Source organism: Streptomyces sp. NPDC088553, from assembly GCF_044752965.1.
Lineage (GTDB): Bacteria > Actinomycetota > Actinomycetes > Streptomycetales > Streptomycetaceae > Streptomyces.
Genome location: NZ_JBIVMG010000011.1, coordinates 172,650 through 188,789 on the forward strand (window position 1 = coordinate 172,650; position 16,140 = coordinate 188,789).

Annotated in this window: 15 protein-coding genes and 5 tRNA genes; 4 read left to right on the forward strand and 16 right to left on the reverse strand. The window is 70.9% G+C overall.

Going from position 1 to position 16,140, the window contains the following annotated elements:
- Window positions 1-5: 5 nt before the first annotated feature.
- Together ACIP8Z_RS31765 and ACIP8Z_RS31770 are read right to left on the reverse strand one after the other, a co-directional pair.
- Window positions 6-1,007: an NAD(P)H-dependent glycerol-3-phosphate dehydrogenase gene (locus ACIP8Z_RS31765; protein ID WP_402089605.1), complete on the reverse strand. Its 1,002-nt coding sequence runs from the start codon at window positions 1,005-1,007 to the stop codon at window positions 6-8.
- Entirely contained in the window at window positions 1,004-1,756 is a 753-nt protein-coding gene (locus ACIP8Z_RS31770; protein ID WP_402089606.1) for a lysophospholipid acyltransferase family protein, read from the reverse strand. The genes ACIP8Z_RS31765 and ACIP8Z_RS31770 overlap by 4 nt, the downstream gene beginning before the upstream one ends.
- A 127-nt stretch (window positions 1,757-1,883) precedes the next feature.
- Here ACIP8Z_RS31770 and cofC point away from each other — a divergent pair, with 127 nt between their 5' ends.
- Both cofC and ACIP8Z_RS31780 read left to right on the forward strand, forming a co-directional pair.
- Window positions 1,884-2,531, forward strand: coding sequence for a 2-phospho-L-lactate guanylyltransferase (cofC, locus tag ACIP8Z_RS31775; protein WP_402089608.1), 648 nt, complete (start codon window positions 1,884-1,886; stop codon window positions 2,529-2,531).
- A gap of 10 nt (window positions 2,532-2,541) precedes the next feature.
- Window positions 2,542-2,751 carry a hypothetical protein gene (locus ACIP8Z_RS31780; RefSeq protein ID WP_187623067.1) on the forward strand — a complete coding sequence of 70 codons (210 nt, stop codon included), beginning with the start codon at window positions 2,542-2,544 and terminating at the stop codon, window positions 2,749-2,751.
- A 90-nt stretch (window positions 2,752-2,841) separates the two neighbouring features.
- On the opposite strand, the gene ACIP8Z_RS31785 is transcribed toward ACIP8Z_RS31780, so the two are convergent.
- The 4 genes from ACIP8Z_RS31785 to leuC form a co-directional block, all read right to left on the reverse strand.
- Window positions 2,842-3,540, reverse strand: a complete 699-nt coding sequence (locus ACIP8Z_RS31785) for an HU family DNA-binding protein (RefSeq protein ID WP_402089610.1) — start codon at window positions 3,538-3,540, stop codon at window positions 2,842-2,844.
- A 143-nt stretch (window positions 3,541-3,683) separates the two neighbouring features.
- Complete coding sequence (locus ACIP8Z_RS31790) at window positions 3,684-3,911, reverse strand: hypothetical protein (RefSeq protein WP_024755921.1); 228 nt, start codon at window positions 3,909-3,911, stop codon at window positions 3,684-3,686.
- A gap of 104 nt (window positions 3,912-4,015) precedes the next feature.
- Entirely contained in the window at window positions 4,016-4,609 is a 594-nt protein-coding gene (gene leuD / locus ACIP8Z_RS31795) for a 3-isopropylmalate dehydratase small subunit (protein WP_319319747.1), read from the reverse strand.
- A gap of 6 nt (window positions 4,610-4,615) precedes the next feature.
- A complete protein-coding gene (leuC, locus tag ACIP8Z_RS31800; RefSeq protein ID WP_402089613.1) occupies window positions 4,616-6,040 on the reverse strand; it encodes a 3-isopropylmalate dehydratase large subunit in 1,425 nt (474 codons plus the stop codon).
- A 140-nt stretch (window positions 6,041-6,180) separates the two neighbouring features.
- Between leuC and ndgR the strand changes: the two genes are divergently transcribed.
- A complete protein-coding gene (gene ndgR / locus ACIP8Z_RS31805; protein WP_015036427.1) occupies window positions 6,181-6,897 on the forward strand; it encodes an IclR family transcriptional regulator NdgR in 717 nt (238 codons plus the stop codon).
- Window positions 6,898-7,027: 130 nt separating this feature from the next.
- Here ndgR and ACIP8Z_RS31810 read toward each other — a convergent pair.
- The 10 genes from ACIP8Z_RS31810 to ACIP8Z_RS31855 form a co-directional block, all read right to left on the reverse strand.
- A tRNA-Glu gene (locus ACIP8Z_RS31810) sits at window positions 7,028-7,100 on the reverse strand.
- A 39-nt stretch (window positions 7,101-7,139) separates the two neighbouring features.
- A tRNA-Gln gene (locus ACIP8Z_RS31815) sits at window positions 7,140-7,211 on the reverse strand.
- 14 nt (window positions 7,212-7,225) lie between these two features.
- Window positions 7,226-7,298 (reverse strand) — tRNA-Glu (locus ACIP8Z_RS31820).
- An 84-nt stretch (window positions 7,299-7,382) separates the two neighbouring features.
- Window positions 7,383-7,455 (reverse strand) — tRNA-Glu (locus tag ACIP8Z_RS31825).
- 42 nt (window positions 7,456-7,497) lie between these two features.
- Window positions 7,498-7,569: transfer RNA gene (locus ACIP8Z_RS31830), tRNA-Gln, on the reverse strand.
- 93 nt (window positions 7,570-7,662) lie between these two features.
- Window positions 7,663-8,385, reverse strand: coding sequence for an HAD family hydrolase (locus tag ACIP8Z_RS31835; RefSeq protein WP_402089615.1), 723 nt, complete (start codon window positions 8,383-8,385; stop codon window positions 7,663-7,665).
- 26 nt (window positions 8,386-8,411) lie between these two features.
- Window positions 8,412-9,059, reverse strand: a complete 648-nt coding sequence (locus ACIP8Z_RS31840) for a DUF4241 domain-containing protein (RefSeq protein WP_402089617.1) — start codon at window positions 9,057-9,059, stop codon at window positions 8,412-8,414.
- A gap of 83 nt (window positions 9,060-9,142) precedes the next feature.
- Complete coding sequence (gene gltX, locus ACIP8Z_RS31845; protein WP_402089619.1) at window positions 9,143-10,618, reverse strand: glutamate--tRNA ligase; 1,476 nt, start codon at window positions 10,616-10,618, stop codon at window positions 9,143-9,145.
- The gene (locus ACIP8Z_RS31850; protein WP_055598481.1) at window positions 10,611-11,405 is read right to left on the reverse strand and encodes a fumarylacetoacetate hydrolase family protein; all 795 of its coding nucleotides are present in this window, start codon (window positions 11,403-11,405) and stop codon (window positions 10,611-10,613) included. The genes gltX and ACIP8Z_RS31850 overlap by 8 nt, the downstream gene beginning before the upstream one ends.
- Window positions 11,406-11,533: 128 nt before the next feature.
- A complete protein-coding gene (locus ACIP8Z_RS31855; RefSeq protein ID WP_030325552.1) occupies window positions 11,534-11,737 on the reverse strand; it encodes a hypothetical protein in 204 nt (67 codons plus the stop codon).
- 571 nt (window positions 11,738-12,308) lie between these two features.
- On the opposite strand from ACIP8Z_RS31855, the gene ACIP8Z_RS31860 reads away from it, so the two are divergent.
- Entirely contained in the window at window positions 12,309-16,136 is a 3,828-nt protein-coding gene (locus ACIP8Z_RS31860; protein ID WP_402089622.1) for a nitrate- and nitrite sensing domain-containing protein, read from the forward strand.
- Window positions 16,137-16,140 lie beyond the last annotated feature (4 nt).

Below are 16,140 nucleotides of genomic sequence, written 5' to 3' on the forward strand. Positions count from 1 at the left end.
GGCGGCTACCGGCGCTCGGGCTTCGCGCTGCGCGACATCAGTTCCTTGAGGGCGACGACCGGCGGCTTGCCGTCGTGGACGATCGACACGACCGTCTCGGTGATGGGCATGTCGACGCCGTGGCGGCGGCCCAGATCGAGCACCGACTCGCAGGACTTGACGCCCTCGGCGGTCTGCTTGGTGGCCGCGATGGTCTCCTGGAGGGTCATCCCGCGGCCGAGGTTGGTGCCGAAGGTGTTGTTCCGGGAGAGCGGCGAGGAGCAGGTGGCGACGAGGTCGCCGAGGCCCGCGAGGCCGGAGAAGGTGAGCGGGTCGGCGCCCATGGCGAGGCCGAGGCGGGTGGTCTCGGCGAGGCCGCGGGTGATGAGCGTGGCCTTGGAGTTGTCGCCGAGGCCCATGCCGTTGGCGATGCCGACGGCGAGGCCGATGACGTTCTTCACGGCCCCGCCGAGCTCGCAGCCCACCACGTCGGTGTTGGTGTACGGGCGGAAGTACGGGGTCATGCAGGCGGTCTGGAGGCGCTGGGCGACGGTCTCGTCGACGCAGGCGACGACGGCGGCGGCGGGCTGCCGGGCGGCGATCTCCTTGGCCAGGTTGGGGCCGGTGAGGACGGCCACGCGCTCGGCGGGCACGTCGGCGACCTCGGTGATGACCTCGCTCATCCGCTTGGCGGTGCCGAGTTCGACGCCCTTCATCAGGGAGACGAGGACGGTGTCGGGTGCCAGCATCGGGGCCCAGCCGGCGAGGTTGCCGCGGAGGGTCTGGGAGGGGACGACGAGGACGGTGAAGTCGGCGTCGTGGGCCGCCTCGGCCGGGTCGGCGGTGGCCGTGATCGCCGCGGGGAGTTCGACGCCCGGCAGGTAGTCCGGGTTGACCCGGGAGGCGTTGATCTCCTTGGCGAGTTCGGCGCGGCGGCCCCAGAGGCTCACCTCGCAGCCCGCGTCGGCGAGGATCATCGCGAACGCGGTGCCCCAGGATCCGTTTCCGAAGACGGCTGCCTTGGTCACTTGGTGCCCCCTTCGGCGGCCCTGCGCCGCTGCTCCAGGCGCGCCTTGCGGTGGTCGTACGGTTCGGCGGGCGCCTGCTCGCCGCGGATCTGCTCCAGGAGCGCGGTGATGGCCGCCATGATGACCTCGGTCGCCTCGCGGAGCACCTCGGGCGTGGGCTCGAGTCCGTAGAAGCGGGAGAGGTCGACGGGCGGACCGGCCTGGACGGTCAGCGTCTTGCGGGGGAACAGGCTGAGCTTGTTCTCCTTGGCGTACGGCGGCATCGCCAGGTTGGCGCCCCACTGGGCCACCGGGATGACGGGGGCCCGGGTGAGCAGCGCGACGCGCGCGGCACCGGTCTTGCCCGCCATGGGCCACATGTCGGGGTCCCGGGTGAGGGTGCCCTCGGGGTAGAAGGCGACGCACTCGCCGCGCTCGATGGCGTCGACGGCGGCGCGGAACGCGTCGAGCGCGTTGGTCGTCTCCCGGTAGACGGGGATCTGGCCGGTGCCGCGCAGCATCATCCCGACGAAGGGGGCCTTGAAGAGGGCCGCCTTGGCGAGGAGGCGCGGGACCCGGCCGGTGTTGTACTGGTAGTGCGCGTAGGACAGCGGGTCCAGGTAGGAGTTGTGGTTGACCGCGGTGATGAAACCGCCGTCGGCCGGAATGTGCTCCATACCGCGCCAGTCCCGCTTGAACAGAACCACCAGGGGGGGCTTGGCGATGACCGCCGCGAGGCGGTACCAGAAGCCGATTCTGCGGCGGGGCACTCGTACACCTTTCTCCGGGACTGGCTGGCAGAGGGTCAAGTGTCGCCCCATGCTCCTGCTCTGTCGAGTGACACCGTACGCCCCGGGCCCTCCTGGGGACCGCGTGGGCGGGACAGAATGGGCCGCGATGAACACGCATGCGGACGACGGCTGGTCCCTGGTCGTACCCCTGAAGCCCCTTGCCCTGGCGAAGAGCAGACTGGCCGCGGCGGCCGGTTCCCGGCTGCGCCCGCGGCTGGCGCTGGCGTTCGCCGAGGACACCGTGGGGGCGGTGCTGAACTGCCCGCGGGTACGGGATGTGGTGGTCGTCACGGACGATCCGGCGGCCGGCGAGGCGCTCGCCGCCCTGGGCGCGCGGATCGTACCGGACACCCCGGCGGCGGGGCTCAACGCCGCGCTCGCGCACGGGGTCCGTGCCGTACGGGCCCGGCGGCCGGCCGCGCGGGTGGCGGCGCTCAACGCGGATCTGCCGGCGCTGCGGCCCGCGGAGCTGGCCCGGGTCCTGGAGGTGGCCGGGAAATTTCCGAGGGCTTTTCTCGCGGATGCCGCCGAAATAGGTACGACATTCCTCTCGGCGGGTCCGGGGGTGGAATTGGAACCGGCATTCGGGGGTGCGTCGCGGCTCCGGCATTTGTCTTCGGGCGCGGTGGAAATCCTGCTGGCGGGGGTGGATTCGGTGCGCCGGGACGTGGACACCGGTGAGGATCTGGCGGCGGCCGGGGCGCTGGGGCTCGGCCCGCGGACGGCCGCCCGGTGGCTGTCGGCGGCCGGATAGGCTGCGGTCCATGCAGGCGACCGCGTTCACGTACGACTCCGAGACCCGCAGCGGCAGTGTGCTGCTCGACGACGGCACCCCCGTGGAGTTCGGGGCGGAGGCCTTCGAGGCGGGCGGGCTGCGGCTGCTGCGGCCGGGGCAGCGGGTCCGGATCGAGGCGGAGCCGGGCACGTCCGGGGCCGGCCTGCGGATCACCCTGGTGACGCTCCAGACGTTCTGACGCGCCCGGTCCCCGCAGGCGGGGGCCCGGACGCGCCGCGGGCCGGGCTCCCTGGTGGGAGCCCGGCCCGGCGGGTGTCTACCGCTCGTCCTACTTCTTGGCGGCGGTCTTCTTGGCGGTCGTCTTGCGCGCCGTGGTCTTCTTGGCGGGCGCCTTCGTCGCCGTGGCCTTCTTCGCGGCCGGCGCGGTCTTCTTGGCCGTGGCCTTGGTGGCCTTCTTCGCGGCGGCCGTGGTGGTCTTCTTGGCGGCGGCGGAGGTCTTCTTCGCCGCGGCCGTGGTGGCCTTCTTGGCCGGGGTCGCCTTCTTGGCGGCCGTGGTGGTCTTCTTCGCGGGGGTCGCCTTCTTCGCGGCGGCCGCCGTGACCTTCTTCGCCGGGGTCGCCTTCCTCGCGGCGGCCTTCTTGGCGGTGGTCGCCTTCTTGGCGGCGGCCTTCTTCACGGTGGCGGAGGCGCCACCGGTCAGGCTGCCCTTGGGGGCCTTCTTGACGGAGACCTCGCCGCCCTTGGGGAGCTTCTTCGAGCCGCTGACCAGGTCCTTGAAGCCCTGACCGGCACGGAAGCGCGGGACCGAGGTCTTCTTGACCCGCACCCGCTCACCCGTCTGCGGGTTGCGGGCGTAGCGGGCCGGACGGTCGACCTTCTCGAACGAGCCGAAACCCGTCACCGAGACCCGGTCGCCACCGACCACGGCACGCACGATGGCGTCGAGCACGTGGTCGACGGCTTCGGCGGCCTGCTGGCGACCGCCCATCTTGTCGGCAATCGCTTCTACGAGCTGCGCCTTGTTCACGTCTTCCCCTTCGGAGACATTGCCAGAACGAAAGTGTTCAAGCTTTTTCGCACGTTAGGCATGTATATACCGCAAATCAAACACGAAACGGGCTAATCACCCTAGTGCCGCAACGCGGAAGATCCGCTGCGGAGTTCTTGGTGTCAGTCGTCCTCTGGGAATCGGCCCTCGTCGAGGTCCTTCATCAACCGGTCCAGACGCGCTGCCGCGTCCTTGAGATCGTGCTTCGCCGCGGCCGTCACGACCAGCAGCTTCCGGGACAGCGCCATCCTTACGCCCTCCGGGACTTGCAGTGAGCGCACTCTTGTGTGCGCTTCCTTCAATCGGGCGGCGACTGACTCGTAGAGCTCGAGTTGGCTGTCGCGTTCCATGCACCGATTGTGCCATCTAGGGCGAGTTGTCGCCCGACAGGGTCTCAACAAGCGACTGCGCCCCCCACCGGGCGGTGGGGGGCGCAGTCTTGGAAAAGCGCTGCTCAGACCGTAATTGTACGGGGCTTGAAGGCCGGTCGTGACGCCTCATATGCCGCGATGTCGGCTTCGTTCTGAAGGGTGAGGCTGATGTCGTCGAGACCGTTCAGGAGCCGCCAGCGGGCGTTCTCGTCGAGCTCGAAGTCGGCGTCGATCCCGGCGGCCAGGACCTTCCGCCGCTCCAGGTCGACGGTGACCTCGGCGGTCGGGTCGGCCTCGGTCAGCTCCCAGAGCGCGTCGACCGTCTCCTGCGGCAGGACCACGGTGAGCAGGCCGTTCTTCAGCGAGTTGCCGCGGAAGATGTCGGCGAAGCGGGCCGAGATCACGGCCTGGAAGCCGTAGTTCTGGAGCGCCCAGACGGCGTGCTCACGGGAGGAGCCGGTGCCGAAGTCGGGGCCGGCGACCAGAACCGAGGCGCCCTGCCGCTCCGGGCGGTTGAGGACGAACTGCTCGTCCTTGCGCCAGGCCTCGAAGAGACCGTCCTCGAAGCCGTCGCGGGTGACCTTCTTGAGCCAGTGCGCCGGAATGATCTGGTCGGTGTCGACGTTGCTGCGGCGCAGCGGGACGGCCCGGCCGGTGTGCGTGGTGAAAGCTTCCATGGTTCCTCAGACCCCCGCGGTGGTGGCGACGTCGGACAGATCGGCCGGGGAGGCCAGATGGCCCAGGACGGCGGTGGCGGCGGCGACCTGGGGCGAGACCAGGTGGGTCCGGCCTCCCTTGCCCTGCCGGCCCTCGAAGTTGCGGTTGGAGGTGGACGCGGAGCGCTCACCGGGAGCCAGTTGGTCGGGGTTCATGCCCAGGCACATCGAGCAGCCCGCGTGCCGCCATTCGGCGCCGGACTCCTTGAAGACCTTGTCCAGGCCCTCCTCGACGGCCTGCAGGGCGACGCGCACCGAGCCGGGAACGACCAGCATGCGGACGCCGTCGGCGACCTTGCGGCCCTCCAGCAGGGCGGCGGCGTTGCGCAGGTCCTCGATGCGGCCGTTGGTGCAGGAGCCTACGAAGACGGTGTCGACCTTGATGTCGCGCAGCGGCTGTCCGGCGGTCAACCCCATGTACTCCAGGGCCTTTTCGGCGGCCAGGCGCTCCGAAGCGTCTTCGTACGAAGCCGGGTCGGGGACGTTCGCCGAAAGCGGCGCGCCCTGGCCCGGGTTGGTGCCCCAGGTGACGAACGGCGCCAGGGAGGCGGCGTCGATGACGACCTCGGCGTCGAAGGCCGCGTCCTCGTCGGACCTCAGGGTCTTCCAGTACGCGACGGCGGCGTCCCAGTCCTCGCCCTCGGGGGCGTGGGCGCGGCCCTTCAGATAGGCGAAGGTGGTCTCGTCGGGGGCGATCATGCCCGCGCGGGCGCCGGCCTCGATCGACATGTTGCAGATGGTCATCCGGGCCTCCATCGAGAGCTTCTCGATGGCGGAGCCGCGGTACTCCAGGATGTAGCCCTGGCCGCCGCCGGTGCCGATCTTGGCGATGATCGCCAGGATCAGGTCCTTGGCGGTGACGTCCTCGGGCAGCTCGCCGTCGATCGTGATGGCCATGGTCCGGGGGCGGGCCAGCGGCAGCGTCTGGGTGGCGAGCACGTGCTCGACCTGGCTGGTGCCGATGCCGAACGCCAGCGCGCCGAAGGCGCCGTGCGTGGAGGTGTGCGAGTCGCCGCAGACCACGGTGGTGCCCGGCTGGGTCAGGCCCAGCTGCGGTCCCACCACGTGGACGACGCCCTGCTCGACGTCGCCCAGCGGATGCAGCCGGACGCCGAACTCGGCACAGTTCTTCCGGAGGGTCTCCAGCTGTGCGCGGGAGACCGGGTCGGCGATCGGCTTGTCGATGTCGAGGGTCGGGGTGTTGTGGTCCTCGGTGGCGATGGTGAGGTCGAGGCGCCGCACCTGCCGGCCGTTCTGGCGCAGGCCGTCGAAGGCCTGGGGGCTGGTCACCTCGTGCAGCAGGTGCAGATCGATGAAGAGGAGGTCGGGCTCGCCCTCGGCGCGCCGGACGACGTGGTCGTCCCAGACCTTCTCCGCGAGTGTCCTACCCATCGCTTTCCCTCCGGCCGACGTCTACGCCGGCACAACTAGAGACCCGTTTCGCGGGCCGTTGTGCGGCCGCCTCACCAGAGTGACAAGTTCCGCAGGAAATTGAACTTGCGTTTCACAGAGTGAGACGCGAATATCGTTGCATGGACAACTCTAGCGGCGTAGGCGTTCTCGACAAGGCAGCCCTTGTCCTGAGCGCCCTGGAGTCCGGTCCGGCCACCCTCGCAGGACTGGTCGCGGCGACGGGACTCGCACGACCCACGGCACACCGACTGGCCGTGGCACTGGAACACCACCGGATGGTGGCGCGTGACATGCAGGGCCGGTTCATCCTCGGACCGCGCCTCGCGGAGCTCGCCGCCGCGGCCGGCGAGGACCGCCTGCTCGCGACCGCGGGCCCGGTTCTGACGCATCTGCGCGATGTCACCGGCGAGAGCGCCCAGCTCTACCGCCGGCAGGGCGACATGCGCATCTGCGTGGCGGCCGCCGAGCGGCTCTCGGGCCTTCGGGACACCGTCCCGGTCGGCTCGACGCTGACGATGAAGGCCGGCTCCTCGGCGCAGATCCTGATGGCCTGGGAGGAGCCCGAGCGGCTCCACCGCGGCCTCCAGGGCGCCCGCTTCACGGCGACGGCCCTGTCGGGCGTGCGACGCCGCGGCTGGGCCCAGTCGATCGGTGAGCGGGAGCCGGGCGTCGCGTCCGTCTCCGCGCCCGTACGCGGCCCGTCGAACCGCGTGGTGGCCGCCGTCTCGGTCTCCGGTCCGATCGAGCGCCTGACGCGCCACCCGGGCCGTATGCACGCCCAGGCCGTCATCGACGCCGCGGCCCGTCTCTCCGAGGCGCTCCGCCGCACCGGCTGACCTTCCGGCCCGTTCCCTGTTCGTCCCGGCCCACCGCTTCAACGCCGCAGCGGTGGGCCGGAGTTGTCCGTGCGTACGACAGTGAACAGCGAAGAAGCCCTCCCCCGAAGGGAAGGGCTTCTTCGTCTTGTACCCCCGACCGGATTCGAACCGGCGCTACCGCCTTGAGAGGGCGGCGTGCTAGGCCGCTACACAACGGGGGCCTTGCGGATCAGATCCGCGGTGCAGATGAGCTCTGCGAGCTGGCCTACCAGGACTCGAACCTAGAATGACGGTACCAGAAACCGTAGTGTTGCCAATTACACCATAGGCCATGGTGGTTGCACCGTACCCCCGACCGGATTCGAACCGGCGCTACCGCCTTGAGAGGGCGGCGTGCTAGGCCGCTACACAACGGGGGCCCTAGCGATCCCACCCGGCCGAAGCCGGGTGATGTCACCGTAGATCCACCGGGAGCTACCCAGGTGACCTACAGGATGGATCAGTACCCCCGACCGGATTCGAACCGGCGCTACCGCCTTGAGAGGGCGGCGTGCTAGGCCGCTACACAACGGGGGCTTTGTGGATGCCATCCACAGGTTGCAGATAAAGCTCTGCGAGCTGGCCTACCTGGACTCGAACCAAGACTAACGGAACCAGAAACCGTCGTGCTGCCAATTACACCATAGGCCACCGGGGCAACTTCCCCACCAGGGAGGATCTTGCTCGGCTTGCGCTTTCCGGGTTCTTGCCTTTCGGCTTGTTCCCCTCGGCGCAGGAAGAACATTACCCGAAGGTGGACGGTGCTCCAAAACGGGTATGCCCTCCCAGCAGGGCCGGAAGCTCGCGGAGGCTCGTGATCCGCTTGAGCTCGGGGCGGCCGCCGGTGTCCGCGCGGTCCAGCCAGATGCCCCGCAGCCCCGCCTCCACGGCGCCCCTGGCGTCGATGTCCGGCTGGTCCCCCACGTACGCCACCTCGCTCGGGCGCAGGTCAAGGGCGGTACAGGCGGCGTGGAAGGCCTCGGGGGACGGCTTGGCCACCCCGAGCTCCGCCGCGCACAGGACGGCCTCGAAGCGGTCCCGCACGCCCAGGACCCGCAGCTTCCGGTCCTGGTTGTGGAGGCTGGAGTTGGACAGAATCCCGTGACGATAGTCATCGGCCAGCAGGTCCAGGACGGGGAGGGTGTCGGGGAAGAGTTCCCAGGCCGCCTCGTAGTGGGAGACGTACCGCTCGAACCAGCCGTCGGCCTCCGCGGCGGTCAGGCCCGGCTCCGCCAGGAAGTCCCGGACACGCTCCCGGCGCTGCTCCTGGAAGTCGACCCCGCCGGCCTCGAAGCGCCGCCAGTGGAGCGCGGTCAGCTCCCGCCAACGACGGAGGGCCTCGTCGACGGATGCGTATCCGTCCACCAGGCCCTCGGCTGTGAGGTGCGCGCTCATGCCGACGTGGTCGGCGCGGGCGTAGTCGAAGATCGTGTCGTCGACGTCCCACAGCACCGCGCGGATGGTCATGACCCGACCGTACCGCGCGGCGGCGGTCAGGCGGGGGCGAAGCGGAAGACGCGGAAGTCGGTGACGAAGCAGACGGCCCCGCCGTCGGCGGCGCGGCCGATCCAGGTCGCGTAGCAGCCGTCGCCCCAGCCCGAGCCGAAGACGGCGACGGTGTGGCCCTCCACGCCCTCGGCGAGGAAGGCCGTCGGCCCGGGCTGCCCGCTGTCCATCGCCTCCCAGACGACGCCCTCCTCGTCCTGGGTGCCGGGGAAGGCGTGGTGCGCGGAGGCGTCCATGAAGCAGCCGACGCCGGCGTCCACGCCGTAGCCGAAGAAGTCGCCGTCGGCGAGCTCCGCCGGGTCCTGGCCGGGGACCAGAGCGGGCTCCCAGCGGACGGCGGGGGCCTCCCGGAGCACCAGCCGGGCGGCGGCGATCACACGGTTCCGGAAGGGGTGATCGACCTCGGCCACGACGGTCTGGACCGGGTAGCGCCCGGGCGGGACCGTGACGGTGAAGGGCGCGGGCCGCTCGTCGTCGTCCCCGAGGTGGACGACCGGGTCGCAGGCCACCAGCCGCCCGGTGGGAAGGCCGAGCTCGCCGAGCTCCGTCACGGTGAAGACGGCGCCTCCACTCCCGGGCGGGGCGGCGACTCCCGGCGTGAACCAGCGGGTGCAGTCCGGTGGGGTCGAGGTCATGGGCCCACCCTAGGGGGCGGATACGACAACGAGGGCCGGCGGCCTCCGCGGCCGCCGACCCTCGCTGTCGCATCCGGAAGCCGTCAGGCCGACAGCTTCGCCAGAGCCGCGTCGATGCGGGTCAGGGTCTTCTCCTTGCCCAGGATCTCCAGGGACTCGAAGAGCGGCAGGCCGACCGTGCGGCCGGTGACGGCGACGCGGACCGGGGCCTGCGCCTTGCCGAGCTTGAGGCCGTGGGCCTCGCCGGCGGCCAGCACGGCGTTCTTGAGGGACTCGGGGTCGCTCCAGTCGGCGCCTTCGAGCCTCTCGCGGGCGGTGGTGAGGAGGGCCGCGGGCTCGCCCTTCATCGCCTTGTCCCACGAGGGCTGGTCGAAGACCGGCTCCGGCAGGAAGAGGAAGTCCACGTTGGCCGTGATGTCGGAGAGGACGGTGACGCGGGTCTGGGCGTGCGGCGCGATGGCCTCCCAGGCGGTCCGGTCGAAGTCCTCGGGAGCCCAGTTGGCGTAGGGGGCCCGCAGCCAGGGCTCGCACGCCTCGGCGAACGCCTTCACGTCCAGCATGCGGATGTGGTCGGCGTTGATCGACTCGGCCTTCTTGAGGTCGAAGCGCGCCGGGTTGGCGTTGACGTCGGCGATGTCGAACTTCGCCACCATCTCGGGGATGGTGAAGATGTCCTGGTCGGCCGAGAAGGACCAGCCGAGGAGCGAGAGGTAGTTCAGCAGGCCCTCGGGGAGGAAGCCGCGCTCCCGGTAGAGGTTGAGGGAGGCTTCCGGGTCCCGCTTGGAGAGCTTCTTGTTGCCCTCGCCCATCACGTACGGCAGGTGCCCGAAGGAGGGGATCTCCTTGGCGACGCCCAGCTCGATGAGCGCCTTGTAGAGCGCGACCTGGCGGGGGGTGGAGGAGAGCAGGTCCTCGCCGCGCAGGACGTGGGTGATCTCCATCAGGGCGTCGTCGACCGGGTTGACCAGGGTGTAGAGCGGGGCGCCGTTGGCCCGGAGGATGCCGTAGTCCGGCACGTTCTCCGGGGTGAAGGTGAGCTCGCCGCGGACCAGGTCGGTGAAGGTGATGGGCTCGTCGGGCATCCGGAAGCGGACGATCGACGCGCGGCCCTCGGCCACGTACGCGGCCTTCTGCTCGTCGGTGAGGTCGCGGCAGTGGCCGTCGTAGCCGGAGGGGCGGCCGGCGGCGCGGGCGGCGGCGCGGCGCTCGTCGAGCTCCTCGGTCGTGCAGTAGCAGGGGTACGCGTAGCCGCCGGCGAGCAGCTTGTCGGCGACGTCCTTGTAGATGTCCATCCGCTGCGACTGGCGGTACGGCGCGTGCGGGCCGCCGACCTCCGGACCCTCGTCCCAGTCGAGGCCGAGCCACTTCAGGGAGTCGAGCAGCTGGTTGTACGACTCCTCGGAGTCGCGCGCAGCGTCGGTGTCCTCGATGCGGAAGACCATGGTGCCCTCGTTGTGCCGGGCGAAGGCCCAGTTGAAGAGAGCGGTGCGGACCAGGCCCACGTGGGGGTTGCCGGTCGGCGAGGGACAGAAACGGACGCGGATGTTCGCGTTAGCCACGCTTGATCACCCTATTGGTGAGAGTGCCGATGCCTTCGATGGTGACGGCGACCTCGTCGCCGACGTTGAGGGGGCCGACCCCGGCGGGGGTGCCGGTGAGGATGACGTCTCCGGGGAGCAGCGTCATGGCCTCGGTGATGTGGACGACCAGGTCCTCGATGGAGCGGATCATGTCGCTCGTCCGACCCAGCTGGCGCTGTTCGCCGTTGACCGTGGCCTGGATGGTCAGGTCGCTCGCGGCAGCGATGCTCAGGTCCGTCTCGACCCAGGGGCCCAGCGGGCAGGAGGTGTCGAAGCCCTTGGCGCGGGCCCACTGCTTCTCGCGCTGCTGGGCGTCGCGGGCGGTGACGTCATTGGCGCAGGTGTAGCCGAAGATGACGTCCTTCACGCGCTCGCGGGGCACCTCGCGGCACATACGGCCGATGACCACGGCCAGTTCGGCCTCGTGGTGCAGCTCGTTGGAGAAGGAGGGGTACTCGATGGCGTCGCCGGGGCCGATCACCGAGGTGGTGGGCTTGAAGAAGGCGACGGGGACGTCGGGGACCTCGTTGCCGAGTTCGGCTGCGTGCTCCGCGTAGTTGCGGCCGATGGCCACGACCTTGTTGGGGAGCACGGGCGGCAGGAGCCGTACCTTGCTCAGCGGGACCTTGGTGCCGCTGAGCTCGAAGTCGGTGTACGGGATGCCCTTGATGATGTCGAGGACGAGGCCGCCGGACTCGACGGTTCCCTCGCCCTCGACGGCGCCGAAGGCCACGTTGCCGTCGATGGAGAATCTGGCGATGCGCACGAGTGCTGTCGCCCCTCACTTGGTGCTGGCTGGAGTCTGACGCTCCAGGCTAACGCGGCGCGGGGCGGCCGACCGGCGATGTCACCGGGCCCGTGACAAGGATGACGCGGGTGGCTCCGGGGGTGGCGTCAGCGGGACGCGGAGGCGTACGGCTGGGGCTGGTACGGGGCCGGGGGCTGCATGAGGACGGTGCGGCGCGGGTTGGCCGTCTTCGCCGGCAGCTCGACCGCGTACTCGGGCAGCGCGACCCGGCCGAGCTCTGCGGCGTCCGAGAGGTGGACGAGGGTGGAACGGCGGGGGTTGGCCGTGGTGCCGGGCGTCGTCGTCTTCATCGCGGTGATCTGACCTTGTTCCGGAACGGGCGCCGCGTTCGGGCGCGAGGGGGTGTAATGCGTCAGGCTAAACATGCGATTCCCTTCGAATGCATGGCTAAGACATCGATCATCGTGTGAGTTTGCTCACCACGGGCGACACATTCCGGGCATTACGGACCGTCGCCTGTCGCCACGGAAAGGGACATTCCGCCACTGAATGCTCTATTCCGCTCCTGATCATGGCGACTGGGACACACGGGTACGCGCAGTCATTGGAGAGGAAAAGTCCGAATCCTCCGTGATCATCTTCTACATGGGGTGACGCTGTGCGCACGGGTTGTCATGACCCCCCCGGTGCGACACGCGGCCCTTGTTGGAGGTCCGGCACTGTGCTGGAATTCCACGCACCGCCGCGGGTTTCAAGCCGGCGCGCAGGGGGCGCAACGCAGCGCCGGCCTAGTGGCGGGGAAGGGGGAACTGCGCCGGTCACCGACGACCACCTGGGGTGCCCTCCACGCACCCCGATTGACGCCGACACCGTCCTCTCCGTTCATCCGGAAGGACGCCTGGTCCAGAGGTTGCGACGCTAGTGCAGGGACGTTTCAAGAGGGATGGCTCGGGGTCTCCCCAGGCCCGTCAGGGCCGAGCGGATGCTCCGGCGGAGCAGGAACCGCGTGCCGGGACCGACCGCGGTCCCTCGGCCTCGCACACCCCGAACCAGGGTCAGGGCCCGTCCGGCGAGGGCGATGACGGAGGCAGGCGCACGAGCGCCGCGGCCTCGTCCGCCGAGTCGTCCGACGCGCCCCCCAAGGTCCGGGCCGAGAACGAGGTCGGCCCTCGAATAGCCCTGCGCAACTGGCGCATCTCCACGCGCCTGGTCGCGCTCCTCACCCTCCCCGTGGTCGCCGCGACCACCCTGGGCGGCATCCGCATCAGCGAGTCGCTCCAGGACATGGAGCAGCTCGACCACATGCAGCTGCTCACCAAGCTGACCCGAGAGGCCACCGACCTCGCGCAGGCCCTCCAGTCCGAGCGCGACCTCTCCGCGGGTCCGCTCGCCAACAGCCGCCCGGTCAGCGACTACCAGGTCGCCAACCCGCGCCGGAAGACGGACCTCGAGTACAAGGCCTTCCTCCAGGCCACGGAGGCCATCCCGGCCACCGAGGGCGACGAGGCGCTGCGCAGCATCCGGCAGAACGTCAACCAGATCGCCTCGCAGGTCAGCGGTCTGCACACGATCCGGAGCAACGCCTACGAGAAGGACGTCTCCCACTCGGTGACGGTCGAGGCGTACAGCCGTCTCATCCGCTCGCTGCTCAGCCTGTCCCAGGACATGGCGCAGGCGACCAGCAACCCCGAGATGATCAAGCGGACCCGCGCGCTCGCCGCGTTCTCGTCCGCCAAGGAGTACGCCTCCATCCAGCAGGCGATCATCGCCGCGGCGCTGCCGCCGAGCGACCGGACCTCCGGCGACATCCAGCAGGGTGACCGCCTCTACGCCGAGGCCGCGCTCAACTCCGAGGGCCGCGAGCTCCAGTCCTTCCAGGCGATCTACGAGTCGACCGGGGGCGACGCCACCGAGCGGCTCGCGTCCCTGAACACCGGCAACCCGTCGATCACCGCCGCCGAGAAGTACGCCGAGCGTGTCCTCAACATGGACAACGCCATGAAGACCGGCCCCCGGCGCGGCCACCTCAACTTCACCGACGAGTACGGCACCAAGATCGCCACCATGAACCGCATCGAGCGCGGTCTGCTCGGCGACATGGAGAGCCTGGCCCGTGAGCTCCGCCAGGAGTCGCAGCGGGACGCCATCGTCAACGGTGCGCTGATCCTCCTCGTCCTCGGCGTCTCGCTCATCGGCGCCTTCGTCGTGGCCCGGTCCATGATCCGCTCGCTGCGCCGGCTCCAGGACACCGCGACCAAGGTCGCCCAGGAACGCCTGCCCGAGCTCGTCAAGCAGCTCTCCGAGTCCGACCCGCAGGACGTCGACACCTCCGTCGAGTCCGTCGGTGTGCACTCCCGGGACGAGATCGGCCAGGTGGCCGCGGCCTTCGACGACGTGCACCGCGAGGCCGTCCGTCTCGCCGCAGAGCAGGCCCTCCTCCGGGGCAACGTCAACGCGATGTTCACCAACCTCTCGCGCCGTTCCCAGGGCCTCATCCAGCGTCAGCTCTCGCTCATCTCCGAACTGGAGTCGCGCGAGGCCGACCCGGACCAGCTGTCCTCGCTCTTCAAGCTCGACCACCTCGCGACGCGCATGCGCCGTAATGGTGAGAACCTCCTCGTCCTCGCCGGTGAGGAGCCCGGCCGCCGCTGGACCCGCCCGGTCCCGCTGGTCGACGTGCTCCGTGCCGCCGCCTCCGAGGTGGAGCAGTACGAGCGCATCGAACTCGCCTCGGTCCCCGCGACCGAGGTCGCCGGCCGGGTCGTCAACGACCTCGTCCACCTCCTCGCCGAGCTGCTCGAGAACGCCACCTCGTTCTCCTCGCCGCAGACGAAGGTCCGGGTCACCGGTCACGCGCTGCCCGACGGCCGGGTGCTCGTCGAGATCCACGACACCGGCATCGGCCTCTCCCCCGAGGACCTCGCCGCGATCAACGAGCGGCTCGCCTCGCCGCCCACCGTGGACGTCTCCGTCTCCCGCCGCATGGGTCTCTTCGTGGTCGGCCGCCTGTCCCTGCGACACGGCATCCGCATCCAGCTGCGCCCCTCCGACTCGGGCGGCACCACCGCACTCGTCATGCTGCCGGTCGACGTCGCCCAGGGCGGCAAGAAGCCGATGCCCAAGCCGGGTGCCGGTGGCCAGGGCGCGATGCCGCCGGGTGCCTCCGCCCCGGGCGGGCGGCTTCCCGCCGGTCCCGGCGCGGCCGGTGGCCCCGGTGGACGTCCGGGCCAGGGCGGTGCGCCCTCGGGCGGCCTGCTCGGCGGCGGCGCTCCGCGCGGCCAGGTCGGTACGAGCGGTCCCCGGGCCGCGCTGCCCGCCCGTGACGGTGCGCCGCTCGGCGGCGGCCCGCAGGGCGCCCCGCAGTCCCGTACCCCGCAGCCGCAGAACGCCTCGCTCGACCGGACCGGTCAGCTGCCCCAGGCTCCGCAGGCACCGCAGAGCGGCGATCCGCTGCGGCCGGGCCCCGGTGGCGGCGGTCTCATCGGCGGTGCCGCGAGCGCCATCCCGTCCCGTACGGACGTGTGGGGCAGCCAGGGCTCCCCGCAGGCCGGACCCGGCGCCCCGCAGCACGCACCGCAGGGCGGCCAGGGTCAGGGTCAGGGCCCGGGTGCCCAGCAGACCGGTGGATACGAGTTCCCGCGCGCCGAGCTGCCGGGGGGCAACCCCCAGGCGCAGCGCCCGCAGGCGGCGAGCTGGGGCAACGACCAGGCCCAGCAGCCGGTCCGCCGCCCGCAGCAGGAGATGTCCCCGCTGGACGCCCCGCGCGGTCACGAGGACCCGGAGACGACCGGCTCGTTCGCGGCCCCGGCGCCCCAGGGCCCCGGTTCCACGGGCCAGTTCCCGCGTCCGGACTTCGGTGCGCCCCAGCGCACGCAGGGCCGCCCGCAGCAGGCCCCGCAGCAGCAGGCCCCGCAGGTGTACCAGGGCGGTGTCCAGGACCCGGCGTCGACGGCGCAGTTCCCGCGCCCCGACTTCGGTGCCCCGCAGGGCCCCGGCTCCACCGGCCAGTTCGCGCGGCCCGACGTCGGCGGCCCGCAGCAGGCGCCGCAGCAGGCCCCTCAGCCGCAGGGCTACCAGGGCGGCCAGCAGCAGCAGTTCGGCCGGCAGCCCTTCGTACCGCAGGCGCAGCAGCAGGCCCCGCAGCCGCCGGCCCCGCGCCAGCGCACCGGCGGCGACTTCGGGGCCCAGCGCCCGGAGCCGGTCCAGCCGCAGCAGCGTCAGCCGCAGCTCCAGCAGCCGCGCCGTCCGGAGGCGCTGCCGCCGGCGGGCGCGGGCGACGGCCGTACGCCGCTGTACGACACGCTCGAGACCAACTGGTTCCACCAGGAGCAGGCACAGCAGCAGGCCCAGCAGCAGACGCAGCAGCAGGCGCAGACCCCGGTCGCGCCGCAGCCGTCCGCTCCGGCGCAGCGTCCGGCCGGTGACCCGGCCGACGGCCGCCAGAACGGCGGGGCCGCCTGGCGGACCTCGCCCAACGACGAGTTGGTGCGCCAGGCCGAGCGGGTGCGCAAGCCCGCGGCCGGCGGTGTCACCACCTCTGGTCTTCCCCGGCGTGTGCCGAAGGCCAACCTCGTACCCGGGACCGCACAGGAGCAGGCCCACACGGCCGGCCCCCAGGTCTCGCGTGCACCCGATGACGTCCGCGGCCGGCTGACCAATCTGCGCCGCGGTATCCAGCAGGGCCGTCAGGCAGGTAACTCGACCACGGGTAATCACCACCTCGGTCCGAACCATCAGCAGGAGCGTTAGTTGA